Source organism: Amycolatopsis sp. NPDC114478 (genome assembly GCF_055633805.1).
The window spans coordinates 12,207-33,729 of record NZ_JBVKDO010000016.1; the positions used below are offsets into that span (position 1 = coordinate 12,207).

Here is a 21,523-nt window from a genome sequence, read left to right on the forward strand (position 1 = left end):
GGCTCAGCTCGCGAGCCACAACGCCGGGACGTTCGGCGGTTCCCAGCCCGGCTGCGACGTGTGCGCCTGGCGGCACGTGTACGTGACGCCGTTGTAGGTCACCTTGGCGCCGGCCGCATACGCGGTCCACGGTGCCCACGCGGGGACCGACGGCGGTGTGCTGGTCGTCGTCGGCGGAGTGGTGGGCGTGGTCGGAGTCGTGGGCGTGGTGGGTGTGGTCGGAGTTGTCGGGGTTGTGGGGGTGGTGGGTGTCGTGGTCGGCGGGGCCGAGCAGTTCGGCGTCGAGGCCGCGAGACCGTCGACCACCGCGTGGAACAACGTCGACCCCGGGTCCAGGTCGTAGAGCGAGAACATCATCGCGCCACCGAGACCCGTGCAGTGGATGTAGTCCGTGCGCGCCCGGACCGATTGCGCCGACGAGCCGCCGTAGAAGTTCGTCCCGTCGTAGAACCAGGCCGACTGCGTGACCGGGTCCCAGTACGTGTCCGCCGGGTTGTCGACGACGCCGGACAGTTCCTTGTACATCGCGACGCCGGGGACGTTGCCGCTCAACGCGTGCCCGGGCGACGGGCCCGAGGCCGACTGGTACAGGCCGTGGTTCGACCCGGCGGGCACGCCGGTCCAGCCGCGGTAGTAGAACGGGATGCCGAGCGTCAGCTTGGCCGCCGGGAAGCCGCCGGCGATGCCGTACGCGCTGTTGCCGTGCAGGTAGTCCTTCACCACCGAATCGATCGTGTACTTCTCGGTGCCCGGCGGGATCGTGCCGGACGGGTCGTTCGGCGACGAGTACAGCGGGTCCTGGAAGTTCGTCGGCCCGGTCGCGTCCCACGCGCCGTGCATGTCGTAGGTCATCGCGTCGCCGAAGTCCAGGTACTGGCCGATCCGGTCGGTCTGGATCTTCGCGATCTTGTCCTGGCCGCCGGGCAGGGCGGCCGAGAGCGCGTAGTGCTTGCCGCCCAACGCGTCCAGCTCGCTGCGGAACTCAGCCATCAGCGCGGTGTAGTTCGCGGTGTCGGCGGCGCTGTAGTGGTTGCCGACGTGCCCGGTCGGCGACCCCGGGTACTCCCAGTCGATGTCGATGCCGTCGAAGATGCCGGCCGCGGTGCCCGGGCCGCCGTAGCCGCCCGACGCCGGGATGTTGCCCTTGACGAACATGTCCAGGCACGAGCTGACGAACTTCTTGCGGGACGCGTCGGTCGCGGCGGCGTCGGAGAAGTACTTCGAGTACGTCCAGCCGCCGATCGACAGCAGCACCTTGAGGTTCGGGTGCTTGGCTTTCAGCTCCTGGAGCTGGTGGAAGTTGCCGGCGATGGGCTGGTTCCAGGTGTCGGCGGTGCCGTCGACGCTGATGTCGGAGCCGAACGTCTTCTGGTAGTCGGCGAACTGGTCCTCGGCGCCGTCCCCGGCGTTGGGATCGCTTTCCCCGCCGGGATCCGGCGTTGTCGCCTTGGTCGCCTCGAAGCACGTGAGGTTCGCGGGATCGATGTTCTCGAAGTCGTAGAGCAGGTAGTCGAGGTTGCCGGCGATGGCGTCGACGTTCTTCAGGTAGTAGGCGTTCTGGTAGATGCTCCACTGGTCGTAGTAGGCGATCCGGACCCCGCCGGAGGTCGCGGCGGCCGCGCCCGGCGCGGCCGGGCCGGCGACGGTCAGCCCGCCGATCACGACGGCGGCGGCCGCGGCGGCGACCAGGGCGAATCTTCGCTGCATGGGCGTCTCCTCGCGCAGGCGGACGGCCCTCTCCCGGCCGCGACGGCGCGGGAGAGGGCGTACGCGACGGTTCTTCACGAAGCGGGTCCGGCCCCGGTCATGAATGTGCGCGCGGAGACGACGAGGTGTCAATACTTTGGACTAGACCAATCTGCCGGACCGCGCGCTATGCGACGCGGTGTCCGGATTCTCCCTACTTCAGTGGTGGGTCGAGCGGGAAGCACGACACGCGCACCGGCCACGTGTCGCCGCCGGCCGGCAGCGGCATCTGCATCAGCGCGGCCGCCGCGTCGGAGTCGTGGGCCTCTTCGGCGGCGGCGTGGAAGATGTCCGCCGCGATCGACTGGTCGAACACGCCGATCTGCTGGTGCGGCCACGCTTCCGCGCCGTGCAGCGCGCCCGGGATCAGCTGGTCGACGACCTTCCGCAGCGTCACGCCGTTCGACGCCTGGTACTTCCAGACGTCGACGCCGAGGTTCTTCCCGGCCTCCGCCATCCGGCCCCACGCGGTGAGGTTGAAGTTGACGTAGTGCCACGACATCGTCCGCGACAGCTCGAGGGGCTGGCTGCCGTCGGCGGCGAACTGCACCGGGAACCGCTTCTGCTCCGCGTCGAGGATGATCTTCCGGGCGGCGTCGCGGTGCCCCAGGTACGCCGAGATCGCCGCGTTCTGCATGTCGAGGAAGGTGCCGTGGTTGTTGGTGGCGGCCAGTTCCAGCTTCGCCTGCGGGCTCGTCTGCATCCAGTCGAGGTACTGGCTCAGCCACGCCTTGATCCCGGAGCGGTCCTTGCCCGTCCAGCCCGGCGCGCCGCCGTCGAGCAGCGCGAACGCGTCCATCAGCTGGCTGAACGACTGGGTCGAGTCGATGATCCCGGTGCCGCTGATCGTGGTCTTGCACGGGATGATCTGCGAGTACGTCATGTTCGGGTTCATCTTGGTGGCCGGGTCGAGGAACCACGTCCGGATGTCCAGCGCCGCCCGCTTCGCGTACTTCGCGTCGCCGGTGTAGTACCAGGCCAGCGAGAGGTAGTACATCGCGTCCCAGGCCCACATCCGGTAGGTGTGGTCGGTGATCGCGTCGGCCTCGGGGTTGCGCTGGCCGTCCTTGCTGACGTACGGGCAGCCCTGCGGGTTTTCCGGCGTCTTCGGCTGGCTCGCCCACCAGTACGGCGCCTGGCTCGTGTAGTCGTGCTTGTCACCGCTGGGCGGCGCGGACGGCTTGTCCACGACCGACCACGGGCCGGCGGTGAGCGCGGTGTCCGCCTTGGCCAGCACGGCTTTCAGCGCGTCCCGCTGGGCCTGGGACGCGTGGCCGGCGCGGATCGCCTGCTTGGTGTTCGCGAGCTTGGCGCCGTCGGTGACGATCGTGTGCGGTGGCGACGCGGCGGCCGCCGTCCCGCTGACCGGGACCAGGAGCATGCTCGCGGAAACCGCCAGCGCGCCTAGGACTCTTCGCACGTCGACCGCCTTCCGGGGACGTCGAAATCCCCACGTCGTCACCGGGCGGCGGTACGGCTGCAGGGATTCTGACGTCCTCGGGCGGCAGGTGTCAATCGGGCCAGGTGCGGCGCTTGGCCAGCGGCCGGGCGTACGAACCCGCGCGGCTGGTCTTCAACCCCAGGGCCACCAGCGACTCGGCGAGCCGGACCGCCGCCGCGACGCCGTCGATGACCGGAATGTCCAGCATCGTCGCGATCTTCCGGTCCAGGCCGGTCATCCCGGCGCAGCCGAGCACGAGCACCTCGGCGCCGGCGTCCCGGGCGCGGCGGCCGGCGGTGAGCAACGCCGATTCCGTACGACGCTCGTCGGTCAGCTCCAGCACCCCGAGGCCGGCGCCGGTCACCGTGACGCAGTTCTGCGCGACCCCGGCGGCGTGCAGGCTGTCCTCGATCAGCCCGCACGTCCGGTCCAAAGTGGTCACGACGCCGTAGCGGCGGCCGAGCAGGCAGGCCAGGTGCGCGGCCGCTTCGGTGATGTCGACGACCGGGACGTCCAGCAGCTCGCGGGCGCCTTCGCGGCCGTGCTCGCCGAAGCCGGCGAGCACGACGGCGTCGAACGGTTCTTCCAGGCCCCGCAACAGATCCAGCACAGCCGCGGCGGACAGGAAGCTGTCCAGCCAGCCCTCGGCCGACTCCGGGCCCCAGCGCGGCGTCCGGGCGAGGATCTCGGTGCCGGGGCTCGCGGCCGCGCGGGCCCCGGCTTCGATCTCCTTCGTCATCGCCTCGGTGGTGTTGCAGTTGGTGACGACGATCCTCATCGATGCTTCCTCGAAACCGCGAAGTACAGCAGCGCCGAGGACGCCGTGCCGATGAACCACGAGTACGGCGCGGCCGGGGCGAAGAACGGCACCAGCGCGATCACCGCGGACAGCGCGGCCGTCGGGAAGAACGTGACCAGCGCCCGCGGGTTCACGCGCGGGTAGATCCCGTCGGCGACGAACAGCTGCGCGACGTCGACCTTGCCGCGCCGGATCAGGTAGTAGTCGACGATCATGATCCCGAACAGCGGCCCGAGGAACGCGCCGAGCCCGCCGAGGAAGTAGTTGACCACCGCCGGCGAGGAGTACAGCTTCCACGGCAGCACGCACAGCGCGGCGACCGCGCTGATCATCCCGCCGACGGTGAAGGTGATCCGCTTCGGCCAGATGTTGGCGAGGTCGTAGGCCGGGGAGACGAAGTTGGCGACGATGTTGACGCCCATGGTGGCGATGGCGAACGTCAGCGCGCCGACGATCAGCACCGGCGTGTTGTGCACCTTGGACAGCAGCTCGGCCGGGTCGGTGATGGCCTCGCCGAACACCTGCATGCTGCCCGCCGTGACGATCACCGACAGCAGCGCGAACGCCGTCGAGTTGATCGGCAGGCCCCAGAAGTTGCCGCGCTTGACCGTCTTCTGGTCCGGGGCGTTGCGGGAGAAGTCGCAGAAGTTCAGCATCAGCGTGCCGTAGGTGGCCAGGATCAGCCCGGCCGCGCCGAACCACTGGCGGATCTGCTCGCCCGTCGAAAGCTGCTTCGGGCTGCTGGTCAGCGAAATGTGCCAGTTGCCGGCGGCGAGGATCCACACGGCGAGGGCGATCATGACGACCCAGATCGCCGGGCCGCACCAGTCCTGGAACTTGCGGACCGACTCCATGCCGCGGGTGAGGATGAGCGCCTGGACCGCCCACAGCGCGATGAAGCAGATCCAGCCGAGCGCGTGCAGGCCGAGGAAGCCATGCTCGGTCAACGGTTTCAGACCCGGGTCGATGGTGAGCACGAGCAGCGTGATGGCCACGCTCGCGAGGTAGGTCTGGATGCCGTACCAGAAGATCGCGATGATCGCGCGGATGAGCGCGGGCAGGTTGGCGCCGAACGTGCCGAAGCTGATCCGCGCGACGACCGGGAACGGCACGCCGGTGCGCTGGCCGATCCGGCCCATCAGGTTCATGCCGGCGTAGATGATCACGAAGCCGAACAGCAGGGCGGTGAACACCTGCCAGGCGGACAGGCCGAGCACGAACAGCCCGGCCGCGAAGGTGTAGTTGCCGAGGTTGTGCACGTCCGACATCCACAGCGCGAAGATGTCGTAGACCTTCCAGCGACGTTCTTTCGCGGGGGCGAGGTCTTCGTTCCAAAGCCGGGGATCCGGCGGTGGGCTCGTCTCTTGCTGGTTCTCGGTGAGCGGGGCGGCGGTCATGCTGGCCTCCGGTCCACGGATATTTTGGGGGTTCCGGGTGGCGGAGCCCCCGGCCGGGGCGAAGCTCCGCTCGATTCAGTGCAGCGACGGCGATTTGGGATACCAAAATTTGGCATCCCAAATATCACCCCGATGTCCGCCGTCGTCAACCCTTCGGCCCGTAAACTCTTGTTACGGGCGTGTTGAGGAGAGGGGACCGGTGACGACGGCGAGCGAGCGGCAGCCCCTCGCGGCCACCCGCCAGCGGGTGCGCGACGAGCTGCGCGAACGGATCTTGACCGGCCGGCTGCGCCCGGGCGACCGGCTGGTCGAGCGCGAGCTGGCCGAGGACCTCGGTGTCTCCAGGGTGCCCGTCCGCGAGGCGATCCGCAGCCTCGAGGCCGAGGGGTTCCTCGTCGAGCAGTCGGCGCGGCGGATCGTCGTCCGGCAGCTCGCGCGGGTCGACGTCGAGGAGCTGTTCGACGTCCGGGAAGCCCTCGAAGGACTCGCGACGGGGCGGGCCGCCGAACGAGCGGGCGCGGCGGAGCTGAAGCGGCTCGAGCGGGTGCTCGCCGACGCCGCCCGCGCGACCGCCCGCGGCGACGCGGCCCGGATCACCGTGCTCAACTCGCGGTTCCACGACGAGATCGTGGCCATCGCCGGCAACACGCTGCTGACCACGATGCTGCAGCCCCTGCAGGGCCGGCTCCGCTGGCTCACGAGCCAGAACGAGCACTGGGACGACCTGCTCGGCGAGCACCGCCGGCTCTACGAGGCGATCGCGTCGGGGAACGCGGAGCGCGCGCACGCCGAAGCGGTCGAGCACGTGCGGGTCAACCGCGAGGTGACGCTGAAGTCCCTCTTCGGCGACGATCAGGCGGAGATCGCGGCCGGCTCGAGGTAGGGCGCCACGGCACGCAGGGCCCGCTCGCCGGCGGGCGCGATGTAGCGCATGGCGCTTTCGGCGGCTTCGAGGCCGTGCAGCCGGGCGAGGACCCAGGTGGCGGGTTAGGTCGAGGCGAGGCAGCCGCCGGCGGTAGCCAGGGTGCCGCGACGCCAGCCGCGAGGAGCTGGGTGCTCTCCGCCGGGCAGGGCACGCGGCTCGTCGGGATCGTCCGGCAGCACGGCGCGACGATCATCGAGGACGCCCCGCCGCCGCTGGCGATCGCCGGAAGCCACCGTCTACGTCTCGGGGCTGTCGAAGAGCGTCGCGACGGGGTTGCGCGCGGCGCTGGCTCGAAGGCGGTACCGTCGCACGCTGGGAGGCCCGCAAGCGCGAGGACGCCAAGCGCTCGCCTCGGCGGTGCTGGCGGTCGCCACAGCCGAGCCGTTCGCTACGACGCCGACGGTGCCGCAGGTGCTCCGGCCGGCGCCGGGATCGGTGGGACACGCCGAACTGCGCGCTGGTCTCGAAGGGGTCCGCGACGAGGTCGAGCGGGATGTTTTCCGCTGATCACGGCCGGATGACGAAGGTCACGCTCGGTACCGGAGAGCTCACGTATTAACATGATCCGCGGGTCCTCGCTCCATGAGCGGACGTGGCATATCCAACAGCCCGCGGACCCGCTGCCAACAGGCGCTTCCCAGTGCCTTCATGGGAAATTCACAGAATGGGTGGCAAGTCTGACAACGTGAACGACGCCGACGACGGTGCCGGAACGGCGGCACGATGACGACTGCCCAGGCCACTCTCGAAGCGCCCTCCCGGATCGCGAGACCGGGTGGGAAAGCGCCGTACCTGCACCAGATCGACCTGTTCCGGCTGGTCACGTTCGCCTGCGTGATCCTCATCCACGTGGTGGGCGCGACCAACTTCCCGCAGGACGTCGGCGCCAACGCCGTCGAGACACCGCTGCACTTCACGCGGGAGGCGTTCTTCGCGCTCACCGGGTTCGTGCTGGTGTTCCAGAACCGCGGCCGCGAGATCACCCCGGGCGACTTCTGGCGCAAGCGGCTGCCGCTGGTCGCGACGCCGTACCTGGCGTGGTCGATGTTCTTCTGGGCGTTCTCGCTGGTGACCGGCACGCAGCAGCCGGCCTCGCTCGAGGCGTCGATGCGCCTGCTGCTCAGGGACCTCGTCACCGGGGGCGCGTGGTACCACCTGTACTTCCTGCTCGTGACGATGCAGGTGTACCTGCTGTTCCCGTGGATCATGAAGCTGCTGCGCGCGACCGAGGGCAAGCACAAGTGGCTGCTGCTCGGCAGCGGCGGGCTGCAGGTCGGCGTGACGCTCTTCATGACCTACCAGCCGTTCGGTGTCAGCTACGAGACGATCACCCACCTGTACGCCACGGTCCTGCCGTACCAGTTCTACACACTGTTCGGCGCCGTCGTGGCCATGCACTTCGAGGCCGTGCACGCCTGGGTCGGCCGGCACCGGCTGCTGCTCGGCGGCGCCCTGGTCGCGGTGCTGGCCGGCACCGAGTGGTACTACCTGCACACCGTCCACAGTGGAACGTTCCCGCAGGTGGCCAGCGACCCGTTCCAGCCGTACCTCATCCCGTGGTGCGTCACCGTCATCGCCGCGATCTACGCCTTCACCACCTGGTGGTCGGGTCGCCGCGTCGACGGCGGCCGCGGCGCCCGGCTGGTCTCCTGGGCGGCGAACCGGTCGTTCAGCATCTTCCTGGTCCACCCGCTCGCGCTGGCGTTCCTCGGCCCGCTGATCCCGCGGGTGGCCGACCGCTTCGGGGCGCCTTGGCTGAGCGTGATCATCTACGTGGCCACGATCGCGCTGACGATCGTCATGGTCGAGGCGCTGCGGCGCCTGCCGGGCAGCCGCGCGCTCACCGGACGGCCGCGCCTGCGGCTCGCGAAGGCCGCCGCGTAGTCACCCCGAAGGGTGGTCAGGAGCACAAAAGAGAGTTCCGGCATGTCCCGGCGCGCGGATCCGCGGTCTTCGGATATGCTGGCGGCCCGTGGGACTTCAGTCACGGGCTACCAAGTACGTTTTTGTCACCGGAGGCGTCGCCTCCTCTCTGGGTAAAGGACTCACGGCTTCCAGCCTGGGACAGCTCCTTACCGCGCGCGGGCTTCGCGTCACGATGCAGAAGCTCGATCCGTACCTCAACGTCGACCCCGGGACGATGAACCCGTTCCAGCACGGTGAGGTGTTCGTCACCGACGACGGCGCCGAGACCGACCTCGACATCGGGCACTACGAGCGCTTCCTCGACCGCGACCTCGACGGCAAGGCCAACGTCACGACCGGTCAGGTCTACTCCGAGGTGATCGCCAAGGAGCGCCGCGGCGAGTACCTCGGCGACACCGTGCAGGTCATCCCGCACATCACCGACGAGATCAAGGCCCGGATCACCGCCGCGGCCGAGCCCGACGAGGCCGGGAACGCCCCGGACGTCGTGATCACCGAGGTCGGCGGCACGGTCGGCGACATCGAGTCCCTGCCGTTCCTGGAGGCCTGCCGCCAGGTCCGCCACGACGTCGGCCGCGACCACTGCTTCTTCCTGCACGTCTCGCTGGTGCCGTACCTGGCGCCCTCGGGCGAGCTCAAGACGAAGCCGACCCAGCACTCGGTCGCCGCGCTGCGCAACATCGGCATCCAGCCCGACGCGCTGGTCTGCCGGGCCGACCGCGAGATCCCCGAGGACCTCAAGCGCAAGATCGGCCTGATGTGCGACGTCGACACCGAGGCCGTCATCGCCTGCCCGGACGCGCGGTCGATCTACGACATCCCGAAGGTGCTGCACAGCGAGGCGCTCGACGCCTACGTCGTCCGGCGCCTCGGGCTGCCGTTCCGGGACGTCGACTGGACGGTGTGGGGCGACCTGCTCGACCGGGTGCACAACCCGAACGAGGTCGTGCGGATCGCGGTCGTCGGCAAGTACATCGACCTGCCCGACGCCTACCTGTCGGTCACCGAGGCCCTGCGTGCGGGCGGGTTCGCCCACCGCGCCAAGGTCGAGATCGTCTGGGTCGCCTCCGACGACGCGCAGACCGCGTCCGGCGCCGCGTCCGTGCTGTCCGATGTGGACGGTGTGCTGATCCCGGGCGGGTTCGGCATCCGCGGCATCGAGGGCAAGGTCGGCGCGATCGAGTACGCCCGCACCCGCGGCGTGCCGCTGCTCGGCCTGTGCCTCGGCCTGCAGTGCATGGTCATCGAGGCCGCCCGGCACCTGGCCGGGATCAAGGACGCCGGGTCGTCGGAGTTCGACGAGAACACCACGCACCCGGTGATCTCGACGATGGCCGACCAGCGCGACGTCGTCGCGGGCGAGCGGGACATGGGCGGCACCATGCGCCTGGGCGCCTACCCGGCGAAGCTCAAGCCGGGTTCGCAGGTCGCCAAGGCGTACGGCACCACCGAGGTGTCCGAGCGCCACCGCCACCGCTACGAGGTGAACAACGCCTACCGCAAGCAGCTCTCGGACGCGGGCCTGGTCTTCTCCGGCACGTCGCCGGACGACCGCCTGGTCGAGTTCGTCGAGCTGCCCGCCGACCAGCACCCGTTCTTCGTCGGCACCCAGGCGCACCCCGAGCTGAAGAGCCGCCCGACCCGGCCGCACCCGCTGTTCAGCGCGTTCGTCAAGGCCGTCGTCGACCGCAAGGTCGCCGAGCGGCTGCCGGTCGAGCTGCCCGAGGCGCCGGTGGCGGCCCGATGACGGCCCCGGGCGAGCACGAGTTCAGCGTCGCGTCGAGCCGGGACGTCCACATCGGACGCGTCGTCGGCCTGCGGATCGACGACGTCGTGATGCCGGGCGGCGACACCGCGGTCCGCGAGGTGATCGAGCACCTCGGCGCGGTCGCGATCGTCGCGCTGGACGACGACCGGCAGGTCACGCTCATCCACCAGTACCGGCACCCGATCGGGCACCGGCTGTGGGAGCTGCCGGCGGGCCTGATCGACCACCTCGGCGAGGACCCGGTCGGCACGGCCGAGCGCGAGCTGGTCGAAGAGGTCGGCCTGGCCGCTTCGGACTGGGTGACGCTGGTCGACGTCGCGGCGTCGCCCGGCTTCACCGACGAGGTCGTGCGGGTCTTCCTGGCCCGCGGACTGTCCGATGTGGACCGTGAGGTGCTCGGCGAGGAGGAGGCGGACCTGGTCATCCGCAAGTTCCCGCTCGCGGAGGCCGTGCGGATGGCCCTGGCGGGCGAGCTGATCAACGGCGCCACGGTGTCCGGGGTACTGGCCGCGCACGCGGTGGTCACCGGAGTGGCCCCGGCGCGTCCGGCGGACGCGCCGTGGGACGACCGCCCGACGGCGTTCGCCAAGCGCAAGCAGTCCTGAGGGGGTCCGCTGCGTCCCGCTTCAGGGGCGCAGCGGACGGCCCTGGGCGTCGAGGCCGCCGTCCTTCAGCAGCATGATGCCGTCGATCATCGGCCACAGGAAGCCGATGCCGGTCACCAGCACCACGAAGAGCTGGAGCAGGCCCAGCCCGACCTGGCCGGTGTAGAACCGCCCCACGCCGAACGGCAGGACGATCTGGAGCACGCCGGCGACGGTCTTGGACCGGTAGGAGTAGGGGACCGGCGCGTACGGCATCGGAGCCGGTGGCGGCGCGTACGGGTCCGGCGCGTACATCGGCAGCTGCATCGTCGCCTGCGCGTACGCCGGCGGCGGCCCGAAGAAGCCCGGGTGCGGGGGCGGCAGGTCGCGGAATAGCGGCCGCAGGTCGCCGAGGGTCGTCGCCGCGTAGGCGTCCGTCACCCGCGTCTCGTACTCGTCCGGCGTGATGCGGCCCATGCCGAAGTGGTCGGCGAGCAGCCGCGCCGCTTCCTCCCGCTCGGCCGTGCCGATGCGGAGTTCGTCCGACTCCATGGAATCCAAGGTAACCGCGCGAACCTGAGAACGGGGTTTCTGCCGGGTCACGAGTCCCGGGCGGCCTAAGGTGTGCCGCGTGGCCTCCAGCCCGCACAGCACGGACGGCGTGATCGCCGCGTACCTCGACCACCTGGCCGTCGAACGCGGGACCGCGCGCAACACCCTGGACAGCTACGCCCGTGACCTGCGCCGGTACGCCGCGCACCTCGACGGCGCGGGCGTCGCCAAGATCGCCGACGCCACGTCCGCGCACGTCACGTCGTTCGGCGCCGCGCTGCGCGAAGGCGACGGCGAACACCGGCCCCTGGCGGCGTCTTCGGCCGCGCGGGCGCTCGTCGCCGTGCGCGGCCTGCACAAGTTCGCCCACGCCGAAGGCCTCACCGAGCACAACCCGGCCCGCGAGGTCCGCCCGCCGACGCCGGCGAAGCGGCTGCCCAAGGCGCTGCCGGTCGACGACGTCCTGCGGCTGCTCGAGACCCCGCCGCCGGACGGCGAGCGCCCGCTGCGCGACCGGGCGCTGCTGGAACTGCTCTACTCGACCGGTGCCCGGATCTCCGAAGCCGTCGGGCTGGACATCGACGACGTCGACGACGCCGAACGGACCGTCCTGCTCGACGGCAAGGGCGGCAAGCAGCGGCTCGTCCCGATCGGGCGGCCCGCGCTCGCCGCGGTGCACGCCTACACCGTCCGCGCGCGCCCGGCGCTCGCCGCGCACGGCCGCGGCACCGCGGCGCTGTTCCTCAACGCCCGCGGCAGCCGGCTTTCGCGCCAGAGCGCGTGGCAGGTCCTCAAGGACACCGCCGAACGGGCGGGGATCGCCGCCGTCGTGTCGCCGCACACGCTCCGCCACTCCTTCGCCACGCACCTGCTCGAAGGCGGCGCGGACGTCCGGGTCGTGCAGGAACTGCTCGGCCACGCGTCGGTGACGACGACGCAGGTGTACACGCTGGTCACGGTCAACACCCTGCGCGAGGTGTACGCGACGGCGCACCCGCGGGCGTTGGGCTAGATGGCCCCATGGAGGGCGAAGGGCCTTCGTACGCTGCACCGACGGTCGAGTGACATTGCCCCGTCGAGTCCGGCGCGTTGCTTTGCCGGGGCTCCGGCTCCGCGCATAGGCTGCGTCGGACGCGACGAACAAGGAGTCTTCTCGCCATGTCGACACCGAACCAGCCGGCCCACGCGGCCGAGTCCGCCGGGTCGGCGGCGGCGAACCTCAACGACGTCAAGATCGCGACGCCGGAGATCCACGACGGCGACGAGCCGCAGGAGCGCAACGGCAAGAAGGTGAAGCTCGAGGGGATCGGGCCCACCGGCCGCCCCATCCGCGAGCACCCCGACCCGGCCCCGCTGGACAAGCACGGCCCGGCCAAGATCATGGCGATGTGCAACCAGAAGGGCGGCGTCGGCAAGACGACGTCGACCATCAACCTGGGTGCCGCCCTCGCCGAGTACGGCCGCAAGGTGCTGCTCGTCGACTTCGACCCGCAGGGCGCCCTCGCCGTCGGTCTCGGCATCCAGCCGCACGAACTGGACCACACGGTCTACAACGCCATCATGGAGCGGTCGGTCAGCGCCACCGACGTGCTGATGAAAACCCGCGTCGACGGCGTTGACCTGCTGCCGAGCAACATCGACCTGTCCGCGGCGGAGGTCCAGCTCGTTGCCGAGGTAGGGCGCGAGCACACGTTGTTACGGGTCCTTCGTCCGGTCATGAACGACTACGACTATGTTCTTGTCGACTGCCAGCCCTCACTCGGCTTGCTCACGGTGAACGCGCTGACCGCCGCGGACGGCGTGATCATCCCGCTCGAGTGCGAGTTCTTCAGTCTCCGAGGCGTCGCGCTCCTGATCGACACGATCGAGAAGGTGCAGGAACGCCTCAACCCCAAACTGGACATAGTCGGGATTCTCGCCACCATGTACGACCCGAGAACCCTGCACTCGAAGGAGGTCATGGCTCGCGTGGTGGAGGCATTCGGCGAGACCGTGTTCGACACGGTCATCAACCGCACCGTGCGGTTCCCCGAGACGACGGTCGCGGGTGAGCCGATCACGACCTGGGCGCCCAAGTCGGCCGGCGCGGCGGCGTACCGCCAGCTGGCCCGTGAGGTGATCGCTCGGTGAGCAGGCGCGCCTCCCTGCCCGGAGCGTCGGAACTCTTCAGGATCACCTCCAGTCCCGCCCTCGATCTCCCTCCCCAGGCACCACCCGCCGAGCCCGTCGAGAAGGCCAGGCCTTCGGACAACGGCCGGACGGAACAGCTGGCCCGCAGCGCGGCCCCGCACGGGTCCGGCCGGACCAAGCACGACGCGAAGATCACCGTGTACGTCTCCGGCGACGAGCTCGTCGCCATGGAGCAGGCCCGGCTGACGCTGCGCGCGAAGCACGACCTGGTCGTCGACCGCGGCCGGCTGGTCCGCGAGGCGGTCGCCGTGCTGCTGGCCGACTTCGACGCCAACGGCGAGGAGTCGGTGCTGGTGCAGCGGCTGCGGGTGGTCGGCTCAGACGGCGGCGAAACCGAGGGCTGATGGACGAGCCGGCACCGGTCCCGGCATCGGCTCCGGAGGAACAGGTTCCCGAAGAGCACCAGACGGTGCACGGCGGGATGATCCCCGAAGGCGTCAACACCGAGGAACTGAGCACGTCGAAGTTCAAGGTGCGGCTGGCCAACTTCGAGGGACCGTTCGACCTGCTGCTGCAGCTGATCTCGCAGCACCAGCTCGACGTCACCGAGGTGGCGCTGCACCGGGTCACCGACGACTTCATCGCCTACACGCGGGCGCTGGGCACCGACTGGAACCTCGACGAGACGACGGAGTTCCTGGTCATCGCGGCGACGCTGCTGGACCTGAAGGCGGCGCGCCTGCTGCCGTCGGCCGAGGTGGAGAGCGAGGACGACCTCGCGCTGCTCGAGGCCCGCGACCTGCTGTTCGCGCGGATCCTGCAGTACCGCGCGTACAAGCAGGTGGCGGCGCTGTTCGGCGAGCTGGAGCAGGGCGCGCTGCGTCGCTACCCGCGTTCGGTGGCGCTGGAGGAGCGGTTCATCGGGCTGCTGCCCGAGGTGATGCTGGGCGTGACGCCGCAGAAGTTCGCGGAGATCGCGGTGGCGGTGTTCCGGCCGAAGCCGCCGCCGACGGTGTCGATCGCCCACATCCACATGGGCCGCGTGTCGGTGCGCGAGCACGCGGCGCTGCTGCGGGTCAAACTGGCCGCGGCGGGGCAGGCGACGTTCGGCGAGCTGGTCGACGACTGCGAGCACACGGTCGAGATCGTGGCGCGCTTCCTGGCGCTGCTCGAGCTCTACCGCGAGGCGACGGTCCAGTTCGAGCAGAGCGAGGCGCTGGCGGAGCTGCACGTCCGCTGGACGGGCGGCTCGATGGCGGAAGCCTCCGCGGCGGCCGAGCTGGACCGGTCCGCCGGAGACGAAGAGGAGTACGGGTGAGCCCCGAAGACAAGACGCCGGAGCCGGTCTCGGAGGAGATCCCGGAGCCGGGGTCGGAGCAGGTCGAGGCGGCCGCGGCGGAGCTGGCGCTGGACGAGGCGCTGTCCGGCGAGCCGGTCACCGTGGACGGCGAGCCGGAGGAGCCGCTGGAGCCGCTGGTCGCGGAAGCTCCGGCCGAGGAGGCTGCGGCGGAAGAGCCGACCGAGGAGAGTGCCGTCGAGCCCGAAGCCGGCGTCGAGCCGGCCGAGCCGGATGCGGAGCTTTCACCCGAAAGCTCCGAGCCTGAGTCCGAAGCCGCCGAGCCCGGTCTCGATCCCGACGATCCCGAGTCGGACCTCGTCGCCGCCGGGGACGTCAGCCTGCTGCCCGACGTCACCTCCGATGAGGCCCTCGAAGCCGCCCTCGAGTCGCTTCTCCTCGTCGTCGACTCGCCGGCCAGCGAGGAGCTGCTCGCCGAAACCCTCGAACAGCCCAAGGCGCGGATCGTCGTCGCCCTGCGGACCATGGCGCAGAAGTTCACCGACCGGACCTCCGGGATCGACCTGCGCCGCGTCGGGGAAGGGTGGCGGTTCTACACTAGGGACGTCTACGCCCCGTTCGTGGAGAAGCTCCTGCTGGACGGCCAGCGGTCGAAGCTGACCCGGGCCGCGCTGGAGAGCCTCGCCGTGATCGCGTACCGGCAGCCGGTGACCCGGGCCAGGGTCGCCGCGGTGCGCGGCGTGAACGTGGACGGCGTGATCCGGACGCTGCTCGCGCGCGGCCTCATCGAAGAGATGGGGACCGACCCCGAGACGACCGGCACGCTGTACGTGACGACCGAGCTGTTCCTGGAGCGACTGGGGCTGTCGTCACTGAACGACCTGCCCGCCATCGCTCCGTTGCTACCCGAAGTGGACACCATCGATGACATCCAGTGAGCACCCCGACGGCATCCGCCTGCAGAAGGTGCTGTCGCAGGCCGGGGTCGCCTCCCGGCGGGCGGCGGAAGACCTGATCGCGGCCGGCCGGGTCGAGGTGGACGGCCAGATCGTCACCGAGCTGGGCCGCCGGGTGCACCCGGACGAGGCGGTCATCCACGTCGACGGCACCCGCGTGAACCTGCGCGACGACCTGATCTACCTCGCCCTGAACAAGCCCAAGGGCGTGCACTCGACGATGTCGGACGACCGCGGCCGCCCGTGCGTCGGCGACTACCTCGCCGGCCGCTACGAGGAGACGCCTGGTGTCGTGCACGTCGGCCGGCTCGACGAGAACACCGAGGGCCTGCTGCTGCTGACCAACGACGGCGACCTCGGGCACCGGCTGATGCACCCGTCCTACCGGGTGCTCAAGACCTACCTCGCCGAGGTCGACGGCCTCGTCCCGCGCGGGCTCGGCAAGGAGCTGCGCAACGGCTGGGAGCTGCCGGACGGCATCGTCAAGGTCGACCAGTTCCGGGTGAAGGACATGCATTCCGGCAAGTCGCTGGTCGAGCTGGTCATCCACGAGGGCAAGAAGCACATCGTGCGCCGCCTGCTCAAGGACACCGGCCACCCGGTGCTCAAGCTGGTCCGCACGGCGGTCGGCGACGTCCAGCTCGGCAACCAGCGCGTCGGCTCGATCCGGCGGCTGACGAAGGGCGAGGTCGGCGCGCTCTACCGCAATGTCGAGCTCTGACACACGGCAGTGACGAAGCCGCCGGGGGTCGCGTCGTCCGGGCGGCCGTAGTCCGCGGCCAACTGGGCGCCGGTGACCGTGGCCGGTTCCCAGCCGTGCTCGCGCAGCCACTCCGGTGCCCGGTCGCCGAGGCCGCCCTTCCACAGGCCGGTGATGTGCTCGCTGCCCGGCGCCGCCTTGGCGCGGGCCAGCAGGCTGTCCGGCGTCCCGTCCGCCCGGTGCTCGAACGACACGGTGCTGCCGGGCGCGGAGAGCCCGGTCACCGTGGTGAGCATCCGGTCGGTTTCGTCGTGGGACAGGTAGACGAGCAGGCCCTCGGCCAGCCACGCGGTCGGGATGTCCGGGACGAACCCGGCGGCGAGGAGCGCGCTCGCCCAGTCTTCGCGCAGGTCGACCGGGACGGCGATCCGCTCGCAGGACGGCTCGGCGCCCTGTTCGGCGAGCACGCCGTCCTTGAACGCCAGGACCTCGGGCAGGTCCAGCTCGAACAGCCGGGTACCGGCCGGCCAGGGCAGGCGGAACCCGCGCGCGTCGAGCCCGGCGGCGAGCAGCACGACCTGGGCGCACCCGGAACCCAGCAGGTACTCGTCGTAGAACCGGGTGCGGATCACGACCTGGGAGGCGAAGAACGCGCCGAGGCGGCCGGCCGGGCGGTTCTCGGGCAGGACCGACCGGCCCGCGGTGAAGAACGCGGCCGCGTGCGGATCGTCGAAGAGCCGGTCGGGGCGGCGGCTTTCGCGGGCCCGCAGGCCGGCGACGCCGACCGCGGTCCGGCCCACGGCGGGCAGGGACTCCGTCATGATCTCCAACCTACGCCCGACTTTCCGCCGTGGTGAGCGCGGTTGCGGCTCGCTAGCGTGACGGGCATGCGACTCGGGGTGGTGTGCGGGGTCCTCGCGGTGCTCCTGTCCGGTGCGGTGGCCCCGGCGGCCGCGGCGCCCGCGGCGAGCGAACCGGTCTACGACTACGCGAAAGCGATCCGCGAAACCGTCTGGGTCGACATCGGCCACGACGGGGACGGCGACGGCAAGCCCGACCGCGTCGCCGCCGACATCATCCGGCCGAGCGAAGCCACTTCGCGGGTGCCGGTGATCATGGACGCCAGCCCGTACTACTCGTGCTGCGGGCGCGGCAACGAGAGCGAGCTGAAGTCCTACGACAGCGCCGGGAAGCCGGTGAAGTTCCCGCTGTTCTACGACAACTACTTCGTGCCGCGCGGGTACGCCGTGGTGCTCGTCGACCTGGCCGGGACGAACCGCTCGGCGGGCTGCGCGGACGTCGGCGGCACCTCCGACGTCGACTCGGCGCGCAAGGTCGTCGACTGGCTCAACGGCCGCGCGACCGGCTACAGCGCCAAGACCGGCGGCAGCGCGGTGCCGGCGAGCTGGAGCACCGGGAACGTCGGGATGATCGGCAAGTCCTACGACGGCACGATCGCCAACGGCGTCGCGGCGACCGGTGTCGCCGGGCTGAAGACGATCGTGCCGATCTCGGCGATCAGCTCCTGGTACGACTACTACCGCTCCGACGGCGCGACGTTCGGCTTCAACCCGGCGGGGCTCGCGCAGACGGTCGAGGCGCGCAACAGCGGCCAGAACTGCTCGGCGCAGAACCAGGTCCTCACCAACGGCGCCACCGCGAACGGCGACTACGGGCCGCTGTGGGCGGACCGCGACTACGTCGCCCACGCGGGCAACGTGCGGGCCAGCGTGCTGCTTTCCCACGGCGTCAACGACCTGAACGTCAAGACCATCCACTTCGGACAGTGGTGGGCCGGGCTGAACGTCGAGAAGAAGATCTGGCTGTCGCAGACCGGGCACGTCGACCCGTTCGACTACCGGCGCGCGGACTGGGTCGACCTGCTGCACCGGTGGTTCGACCACTACCTGCTCGGCATCGACAACGGCGTCCAGAACGGGCCGCAGGCGAGCGTCGAGCGGCAGCCGGACCAGTGGGAAGACCAGAGCGCGTACCCGGCGGCCGGTGCGGTGGCGACGACGTTGCGGCCGGGGGCGTCCGGCAAGCTGGGCACCTCGCCGGCGTCCGGGACGGCGTCCTTCACCGACAGCCCCAGCCTGGGCGAGGACACGTGGGTGACGAACCCGGGCAGCGCGGCGTTGACGTACTCGACCGGTGCGCTGGCCTCGGACCTGCAGGTTTCCGGGACGACGTCGGTGACCGTGACGGCGACGCCGAGCACGTCGTCGGCCCGGGTGTCGGCGCTGCTGGTGGACCTCGGCGCGGCGACGATCCGCAACTTCGCCGGCAGCGGCGAGGGGATCCGGACGGGCACGGCGGAGAACTGCTGGGGCTCGTCGACGTCGGGTGACGACGCTTGCTACCGGATCACGTCGGCCGACGTGAAGAAGGTGAACTACACGATCCTCAGCCGAGGCTGGGCGGACTTGGCGAACTACGCGTCGCTTTCGCAGGAACGGGTTCTGACGCCGGGGACGGCGTACACGATGACGTTCCGGCTGGCGTCGACCGACCACGTCGTGCCGCGCGGCCACGCCCTGGCGTTGATCATCGGGGGGACGGACGGCAGCTTCATCCGCGGTCCGGCCCAGCCGGGCCGGGTGACGCTGGACCTGGCGCGGACGACGGCGTCGGTGCCGCTGGCGGGCGTGGTCCCCGCGGCGACGACGCATCCGGCCGAGGCCGGTGGCGAGCACGTGCCGTCGGCGGGCCGGGCGGACCTGCGCTAGTCCGCGGCCGGCGTGCCCTGGTGGTGGAAGAGCTGCCAGTGCCCGCGGGCGACGCGGCGCCACAGGGACGTGCGGTGGGCGCGCCGTCCGGCGTGCTCGGAGGTGTACTTCACCAGCACGACGCCGTCGGCGACGAGCGATCCCCGTAGGTTCTCCACGGTGATCGGCTCGTCGTCCGACGCCGCCACGAGCCGGAGTGCCTCCTCGTAGCCGAACTCCCCGCCGGACTTGCCGAATTCGTGGAAGTCCGGGGCGAGCAGCCGCGCGAACCGGGCCGCGTCGGCGCGGCACCCGGGCCGGAGGGACTCCCGCTCCGCGGCGAGAGCTTCCGCGATCTGGTCTTCGTCGTCCATGGCCCGACTGTGCCGGACCGGCCTCGCCGCGCGCGACCGGTTATCGGCTTCAGTTCGCCTCGGCGGGAGCCGTCCGCGTCGCCGACTTCCGTTGCAGCGCCCGGGCGATCGGCTCCACCACCCGCGCCGCCGTCGGGCCGAGGATCGCCATCAGCAGCACGTACGCCGTGGCCAGTGCCGCCAGCTCGCCGTCCACCGCGCCCGCCGTCACCGCCAGCCCCGCGATCACGATCGAGAACTCGCCCCGCGCGACCAACGCCGCTCCCGCGCGGGCCCGGCCCATCTTCCCGATGCCCTGCCGGCGCGCCGCCCACCAGCCGGTGCCGACCTTCGTCAGCGTCGTCACCACCGCCAGCACGATCGCCCAGCCGAGCACCGGCGGGATCGACGCCGGGTTCGTGTTGAGCCCGAACACCACGAAGAACACCGCCGCGAACAAGTCGCGCAACGGCTCCAGCAGGTGCGTCGCGTTCTCCGCCGTCGAACCGGAGATCGCGATGCCGAGCAGGAACGCGCCCACCGCCGCCGACACCTGCATCGCCGAGGCCACCCCCGCCACCAGCAGCGCCGCGCCGAGGACCTTGAGCAGGAACACCTCGCGGTCGGGGCTGTCGACCGCCGCCGAGACGTACCGGCCGAACTTCAGCGCGATCACCAGCACCACCGTGATCACCAGCAGCGAGATCCCGACGGCCTCCATGCCGCCGAGCAGCGAGACCCCGCCCAGCACCGCCGTGAGGATCGGCAGGTAGAGCGCCATCACGAGGTCCTCGAACACGAGGATCGACAGCACCACCGGCGTCTCGCGGTTGCCGAGCCGGCCGAGGTCGCCGAGGACCTTAGCGACGATCCCGGACGACGAGATGTACGTGACGCCCGCCATCACCATCGCGCCGACCGGGCCCCAGCCGAGCAGCAGCGCGACCGCCGCGCCGGGGGCGGCGTTGAGCACGATGTCGAGCAGCCCCGCCGTCCACGACCGGCGCAGCCCGGTGAACAGCTCGGCCGCGGAGTATTCGAGCCCCAGCAGCAGAAGCAGCAGCACGACGCCGATTTCGCTGGCCAGGTGGGTGAAGCCGCCGATGTCGGTGAGCGGGATCAGCCCGCCGGAACCGAAGCAGAGGCCGCCGAGCAGGTAGAGCGGGATGGGGGAGAGGCCGATCTTGCCGGCCAGGCGCCCGAGCGCGCCCAGCACGAAGAAGACCGCCCCCAGTTCGATCAGGGACAGCGCGGTGTGGTCCATCGTGCGCTCAGCCGTACTTCAGGATCTTGACGGCGGCTTCGAGGCCCTCGCCGGTGCCGACCGCGACGAGCAGGTCGCCGCCGGTGAGCGTGAAGTCGGGCGTCGGCGAGGGGTGCACCTGCCCCGCCCGCGCCACCGCGACCACCGAAACCCCGGTGCGGGTGCGCATCGCCGTGTCGCCGAGCGTCCGGCCGTCGAAGGGGCCGGCCGGCTTGACCGGCAGCTGCCGCGTGCTGATCCCCGGCAGGTCCCGGTGCTCCTCCGTCAGCTGGGCGACCAGCTGCGGCGCGCCGAGCAGGTTGGCCAGCGTGCCCGCCTCGTCCGCGGTCAGCGGGATCGAGGCGGCACAGGCGTCCGGGTCGTCCGACTTGGACACGATGAGCTCGGTGTGGCCGTCCCGCTGGGTCACGACGCCGATGCGGCGGCCGGTCCGGGTGCTGAAGTCCTTGCGGACCCCGATGCCGGGCAGGGGAGTTACTTCGACGTTCACCCAACCACCGTAACTCACGTGTCCGATTCGCGGTGTTCAGCCGAGCAGCAGGAGCGCCGCCGCGACGACCATCACGGCCGCGGTCACGCCGTGGACTCCGAAGGCGATGGCCTTCTTCCCCCGGTGGCGCAGGACGATCAGCATGTCGAAGACGGGCCAGAGGGCCGCGGTGAGGAAGACCCAGCCCAGCGCGTGCGGGTCGCCGTAGATCATCAGGGCCAGCGGGACCAGGCCGGCTCCGATGTCGCGGCCGCCCTTGATGTTGAGGAAGCTTTCGGCGTTCTCGGGGACCTCGGTGAAGCCGAAGCTCGCGGCGGTCTTCGCCGGCGCGAAGACGTAGTTGAGGCCGACGTAGATGATGCCGAGTGAGACGATCGCGACGAGGATGTAGCCGGTGACGATCATGGTGTTCCCTTCGTTTTCTAGCATCGCTAGGATTGCTAGCAACGCTAATCTAGCGGCGCTAGTTTGTCTAGCAGTGCTAGGG

At 70.7% G+C, this 21,523-nt stretch carries 21 protein-coding genes; 11 read left to right on the plus strand and 10 right to left on the minus strand.

Going from position 1 to position 21,523, the window contains the following annotated elements; genetic code table 11:
* Nucleotides 1-3: 3 nt before the first annotated feature.
* From ACZ7OH_RS35255 to ACZ7OH_RS35270, 4 genes are all read right to left on the minus strand, one after another.
* On the minus strand, nucleotides 4-1,707 hold the full coding sequence (locus tag ACZ7OH_RS35255) for a glycosyl hydrolase family 18 protein (protein WP_470284808.1): 1,704 nt from the start codon (nucleotides 1,705-1,707) through the stop codon (nucleotides 4-6).
* Nucleotides 1,708-1,900: 193 nt separating this feature from the next.
* The gene (locus ACZ7OH_RS35260; RefSeq protein ID WP_470284809.1) at nucleotides 1,901-3,166 is read right to left on the minus strand and encodes an alginate lyase family protein; all 1,266 of its coding nucleotides are present in this window, start codon (nucleotides 3,164-3,166) and stop codon (nucleotides 1,901-1,903) included.
* Between the two features lie 91 nt (nucleotides 3,167-3,257).
* Nucleotides 3,258-3,965, minus strand: a complete 708-nt coding sequence (locus tag ACZ7OH_RS35265; RefSeq protein WP_452069334.1) for an aspartate/glutamate racemase family protein — start codon at nucleotides 3,963-3,965, stop codon at nucleotides 3,258-3,260.
* Entirely contained in the window at nucleotides 3,962-5,383 is a 1,422-nt protein-coding gene (locus tag ACZ7OH_RS35270; RefSeq protein WP_470284810.1) for an NCS1 family nucleobase:cation symporter-1, read from the minus strand. The genes ACZ7OH_RS35265 and ACZ7OH_RS35270 overlap by 4 nt, the downstream gene beginning before the upstream one ends.
* Before the next feature lie 199 nt (nucleotides 5,384-5,582).
* Between ACZ7OH_RS35270 and ACZ7OH_RS35275 the strand changes: the two genes are divergently transcribed.
* The 4 genes from ACZ7OH_RS35275 to ACZ7OH_RS35290 all read left to right on the plus strand — a co-directional run bounded on the left by ACZ7OH_RS35275 (nucleotide 5,583) and on the right by ACZ7OH_RS35290 (nucleotide 10,607).
* Entirely contained in the window at nucleotides 5,583-6,266 is a 684-nt protein-coding gene (locus tag ACZ7OH_RS35275; protein WP_470284811.1) for a GntR family transcriptional regulator, read from the plus strand.
* Nucleotides 6,267-7,031: 765 nt separating this feature from the next.
* A complete protein-coding gene (locus ACZ7OH_RS35280; protein WP_470284812.1) occupies nucleotides 7,032-8,192 on the plus strand; it encodes an acyltransferase in 1,161 nt (386 codons plus the stop codon).
* An 88-nt stretch (nucleotides 8,193-8,280) separates the two neighbouring features.
* Nucleotides 8,281-9,981: a CTP synthase gene (locus tag ACZ7OH_RS35285; RefSeq protein ID WP_470284813.1), complete on the plus strand. Its 1,701-nt coding sequence runs from the start codon at nucleotides 8,281-8,283 to the stop codon at nucleotides 9,979-9,981.
* Nucleotides 9,978-10,607, plus strand: a complete 630-nt coding sequence (locus ACZ7OH_RS35290) for an NUDIX domain-containing protein (protein ID WP_470284814.1) — start codon at nucleotides 9,978-9,980, stop codon at nucleotides 10,605-10,607. Before ACZ7OH_RS35285 ends, ACZ7OH_RS35290 begins: the two co-directional genes overlap by 4 nt.
* 21 nt (nucleotides 10,608-10,628) lie before the next feature.
* Here the strand turns inward: ACZ7OH_RS35290 and ACZ7OH_RS35295 are convergent, their stop codons facing one another.
* A complete protein-coding gene (locus ACZ7OH_RS35295; protein ID WP_400897679.1) occupies nucleotides 10,629-11,138 on the minus strand; it encodes a DUF1707 domain-containing protein in 510 nt (169 codons plus the stop codon).
* A gap of 109 nt (nucleotides 11,139-11,247) precedes the next feature.
* On the opposite strand from ACZ7OH_RS35295, the gene xerD reads away from it, so the two are divergent.
* From xerD to ACZ7OH_RS35325, 6 genes are all read left to right on the plus strand, one after another.
* Nucleotides 11,248-12,150: a site-specific tyrosine recombinase XerD gene (xerD, locus tag ACZ7OH_RS35300; protein WP_400899749.1), complete on the plus strand. Its 903-nt coding sequence runs from the start codon at nucleotides 11,248-11,250 to the stop codon at nucleotides 12,148-12,150.
* Between the two features lie 146 nt (nucleotides 12,151-12,296).
* Nucleotides 12,297-13,268: a ParA family protein gene (locus tag ACZ7OH_RS35305; RefSeq protein WP_372665604.1), complete on the plus strand. Its 972-nt coding sequence runs from the start codon at nucleotides 12,297-12,299 to the stop codon at nucleotides 13,266-13,268.
* Entirely contained in the window at nucleotides 13,265-13,672 is a 408-nt protein-coding gene (locus ACZ7OH_RS35310; protein WP_400897683.1) for a cobyrinic acid a,c-diamide synthase, read from the plus strand. Before ACZ7OH_RS35305 ends, ACZ7OH_RS35310 begins: the two co-directional genes overlap by 4 nt.
* Nucleotides 13,672-14,586 carry a segregation and condensation protein A gene (locus ACZ7OH_RS35315; RefSeq protein WP_400897685.1) on the plus strand — a complete coding sequence of 305 codons (915 nt, stop codon included), beginning with the start codon at nucleotides 13,672-13,674 and terminating at the stop codon, nucleotides 14,584-14,586. Before ACZ7OH_RS35310 ends, ACZ7OH_RS35315 begins: the two co-directional genes overlap by 1 nt.
* On the plus strand, nucleotides 14,583-15,503 hold the full coding sequence (gene scpB, locus ACZ7OH_RS35320) for an SMC-Scp complex subunit ScpB (protein WP_470284815.1): 921 nt from the start codon (nucleotides 14,583-14,585) through the stop codon (nucleotides 15,501-15,503). The genes ACZ7OH_RS35315 and scpB overlap by 4 nt, the downstream gene beginning before the upstream one ends.
* Nucleotides 15,490-16,242 carry a pseudouridine synthase gene (locus ACZ7OH_RS35325; protein WP_470284816.1) on the plus strand — a complete coding sequence of 251 codons (753 nt, stop codon included), beginning with the start codon at nucleotides 15,490-15,492 and terminating at the stop codon, nucleotides 16,240-16,242. Before scpB ends, ACZ7OH_RS35325 begins: the two co-directional genes overlap by 14 nt.
* Here ACZ7OH_RS35325 and ACZ7OH_RS35330 read toward each other — a convergent pair.
* Complete coding sequence (locus tag ACZ7OH_RS35330; protein WP_470284817.1) at nucleotides 16,221-17,042, minus strand: SAM-dependent methyltransferase; 822 nt, start codon at nucleotides 17,040-17,042, stop codon at nucleotides 16,221-16,223. The genes ACZ7OH_RS35325 and ACZ7OH_RS35330 overlap by 22 nt on opposite strands.
* A gap of 66 nt (nucleotides 17,043-17,108) precedes the next feature.
* Here ACZ7OH_RS35330 and ACZ7OH_RS35335 point away from each other — a divergent pair, with 66 nt between their 5' ends.
* Complete coding sequence (locus ACZ7OH_RS35335) at nucleotides 17,109-18,950, plus strand: Xaa-Pro dipeptidyl-peptidase (RefSeq protein ID WP_470284818.1); 1,842 nt, start codon at nucleotides 17,109-17,111, stop codon at nucleotides 18,948-18,950.
* Here ACZ7OH_RS35335 and ACZ7OH_RS35340 read toward each other — a convergent pair.
* The 4 genes from ACZ7OH_RS35340 to ACZ7OH_RS35355 are packed head-to-tail and all read right to left on the minus strand — an operon-like array spanning nucleotide 18,947 to nucleotide 21,465.
* Nucleotides 18,947-19,303 (minus strand): nuclear transport factor 2 family protein, encoded by a 357-nt coding sequence (locus ACZ7OH_RS35340; protein ID WP_470284819.1) that lies wholly within the window; start codon nucleotides 19,301-19,303, stop codon nucleotides 18,947-18,949. The genes ACZ7OH_RS35335 and ACZ7OH_RS35340 overlap by 4 nt on opposite strands.
* 49 nt (nucleotides 19,304-19,352) lie before the next feature.
* Entirely contained in the window at nucleotides 19,353-20,546 is a 1,194-nt protein-coding gene (locus ACZ7OH_RS35345) for a cation:proton antiporter (protein WP_470284820.1), read from the minus strand.
* A gap of 7 nt (nucleotides 20,547-20,553) precedes the next feature.
* The gene (locus tag ACZ7OH_RS35350; RefSeq protein ID WP_470284821.1) at nucleotides 20,554-21,036 is read right to left on the minus strand and encodes a cation:proton antiporter regulatory subunit; all 483 of its coding nucleotides are present in this window, start codon (nucleotides 21,034-21,036) and stop codon (nucleotides 20,554-20,556) included.
* 36 nt (nucleotides 21,037-21,072) lie between these two features.
* Nucleotides 21,073-21,465, minus strand: coding sequence for a DUF4267 domain-containing protein (locus ACZ7OH_RS35355; RefSeq protein ID WP_470284822.1), 393 nt, complete (start codon nucleotides 21,463-21,465; stop codon nucleotides 21,073-21,075).
* Between the last annotated feature and the right edge of the window lie 58 nt (nucleotides 21,466-21,523).

Bases quoted from the DNA above. Each gene is read 5' to 3' on its own strand.
- ACZ7OH_RS35345 (WP_470284820.1), bottom strand. From the start codon at position 20,546: ATGGACCACACCGCGCTGTCCCTGATCGAACTGGGGGCGGTCTTCTTC.
- ACZ7OH_RS35280 (WP_470284812.1), top strand. From the start codon at position 7,032: ATGACGACTGCCCAGGCCACTCTCGAAGCGCCCTCCCGGATCGCGAGA.
- ACZ7OH_RS35330 (WP_470284817.1), bottom strand. From the start codon at position 17,042: ATGACGGAGTCCCTGCCCGCCGTGGGCCGGACCGCGGTCGGCGTCGCC.
- ACZ7OH_RS35265 (WP_452069334.1), bottom strand. From the start codon at position 3,965: ATGAGGATCGTCGTCACCAACTGCAACACCACCGAGGCGATGACGAAG.
- ACZ7OH_RS35355 (WP_470284822.1), bottom strand. From the start codon at position 21,465: ATGCTAGAAAACGAAGGGAACACCATGATCGTCACCGGCTACATCCTC.
- ACZ7OH_RS35305 (WP_372665604.1), top strand. From the start codon at position 12,297: ATGTCGACACCGAACCAGCCGGCCCACGCGGCCGAGTCCGCCGGGTCG.
- ACZ7OH_RS35255 (WP_470284808.1), bottom strand. From the start codon at position 1,707: ATGCAGCGAAGATTCGCCCTGGTCGCCGCCGCGGCCGCCGCCGTCGTG.
- ACZ7OH_RS35335 (WP_470284818.1), top strand. From the start codon at position 17,109: ATGCGACTCGGGGTGGTGTGCGGGGTCCTCGCGGTGCTCCTGTCCGGT.
- ACZ7OH_RS35290 (WP_470284814.1), top strand. From the start codon at position 9,978: ATGACGGCCCCGGGCGAGCACGAGTTCAGCGTCGCGTCGAGCCGGGAC.
- ACZ7OH_RS35270 (WP_470284810.1), bottom strand. From the start codon at position 5,383: ATGACCGCCGCCCCGCTCACCGAGAACCAGCAAGAGACGAGCCCACCG.
- ACZ7OH_RS35325 (WP_470284816.1), top strand. From the start codon at position 15,490: ATGACATCCAGTGAGCACCCCGACGGCATCCGCCTGCAGAAGGTGCTG.
- ACZ7OH_RS35340 (WP_470284819.1), bottom strand. From the start codon at position 19,303: ATGGACGACGAAGACCAGATCGCGGAAGCTCTCGCCGCGGAGCGGGAG.
- ACZ7OH_RS35315 (WP_400897685.1), top strand. From the start codon at position 13,672: ATGGACGAGCCGGCACCGGTCCCGGCATCGGCTCCGGAGGAACAGGTT.
- ACZ7OH_RS35295 (WP_400897679.1), bottom strand. From the start codon at position 11,138: ATGGAGTCGGACGAACTCCGCATCGGCACGGCCGAGCGGGAGGAAGCG.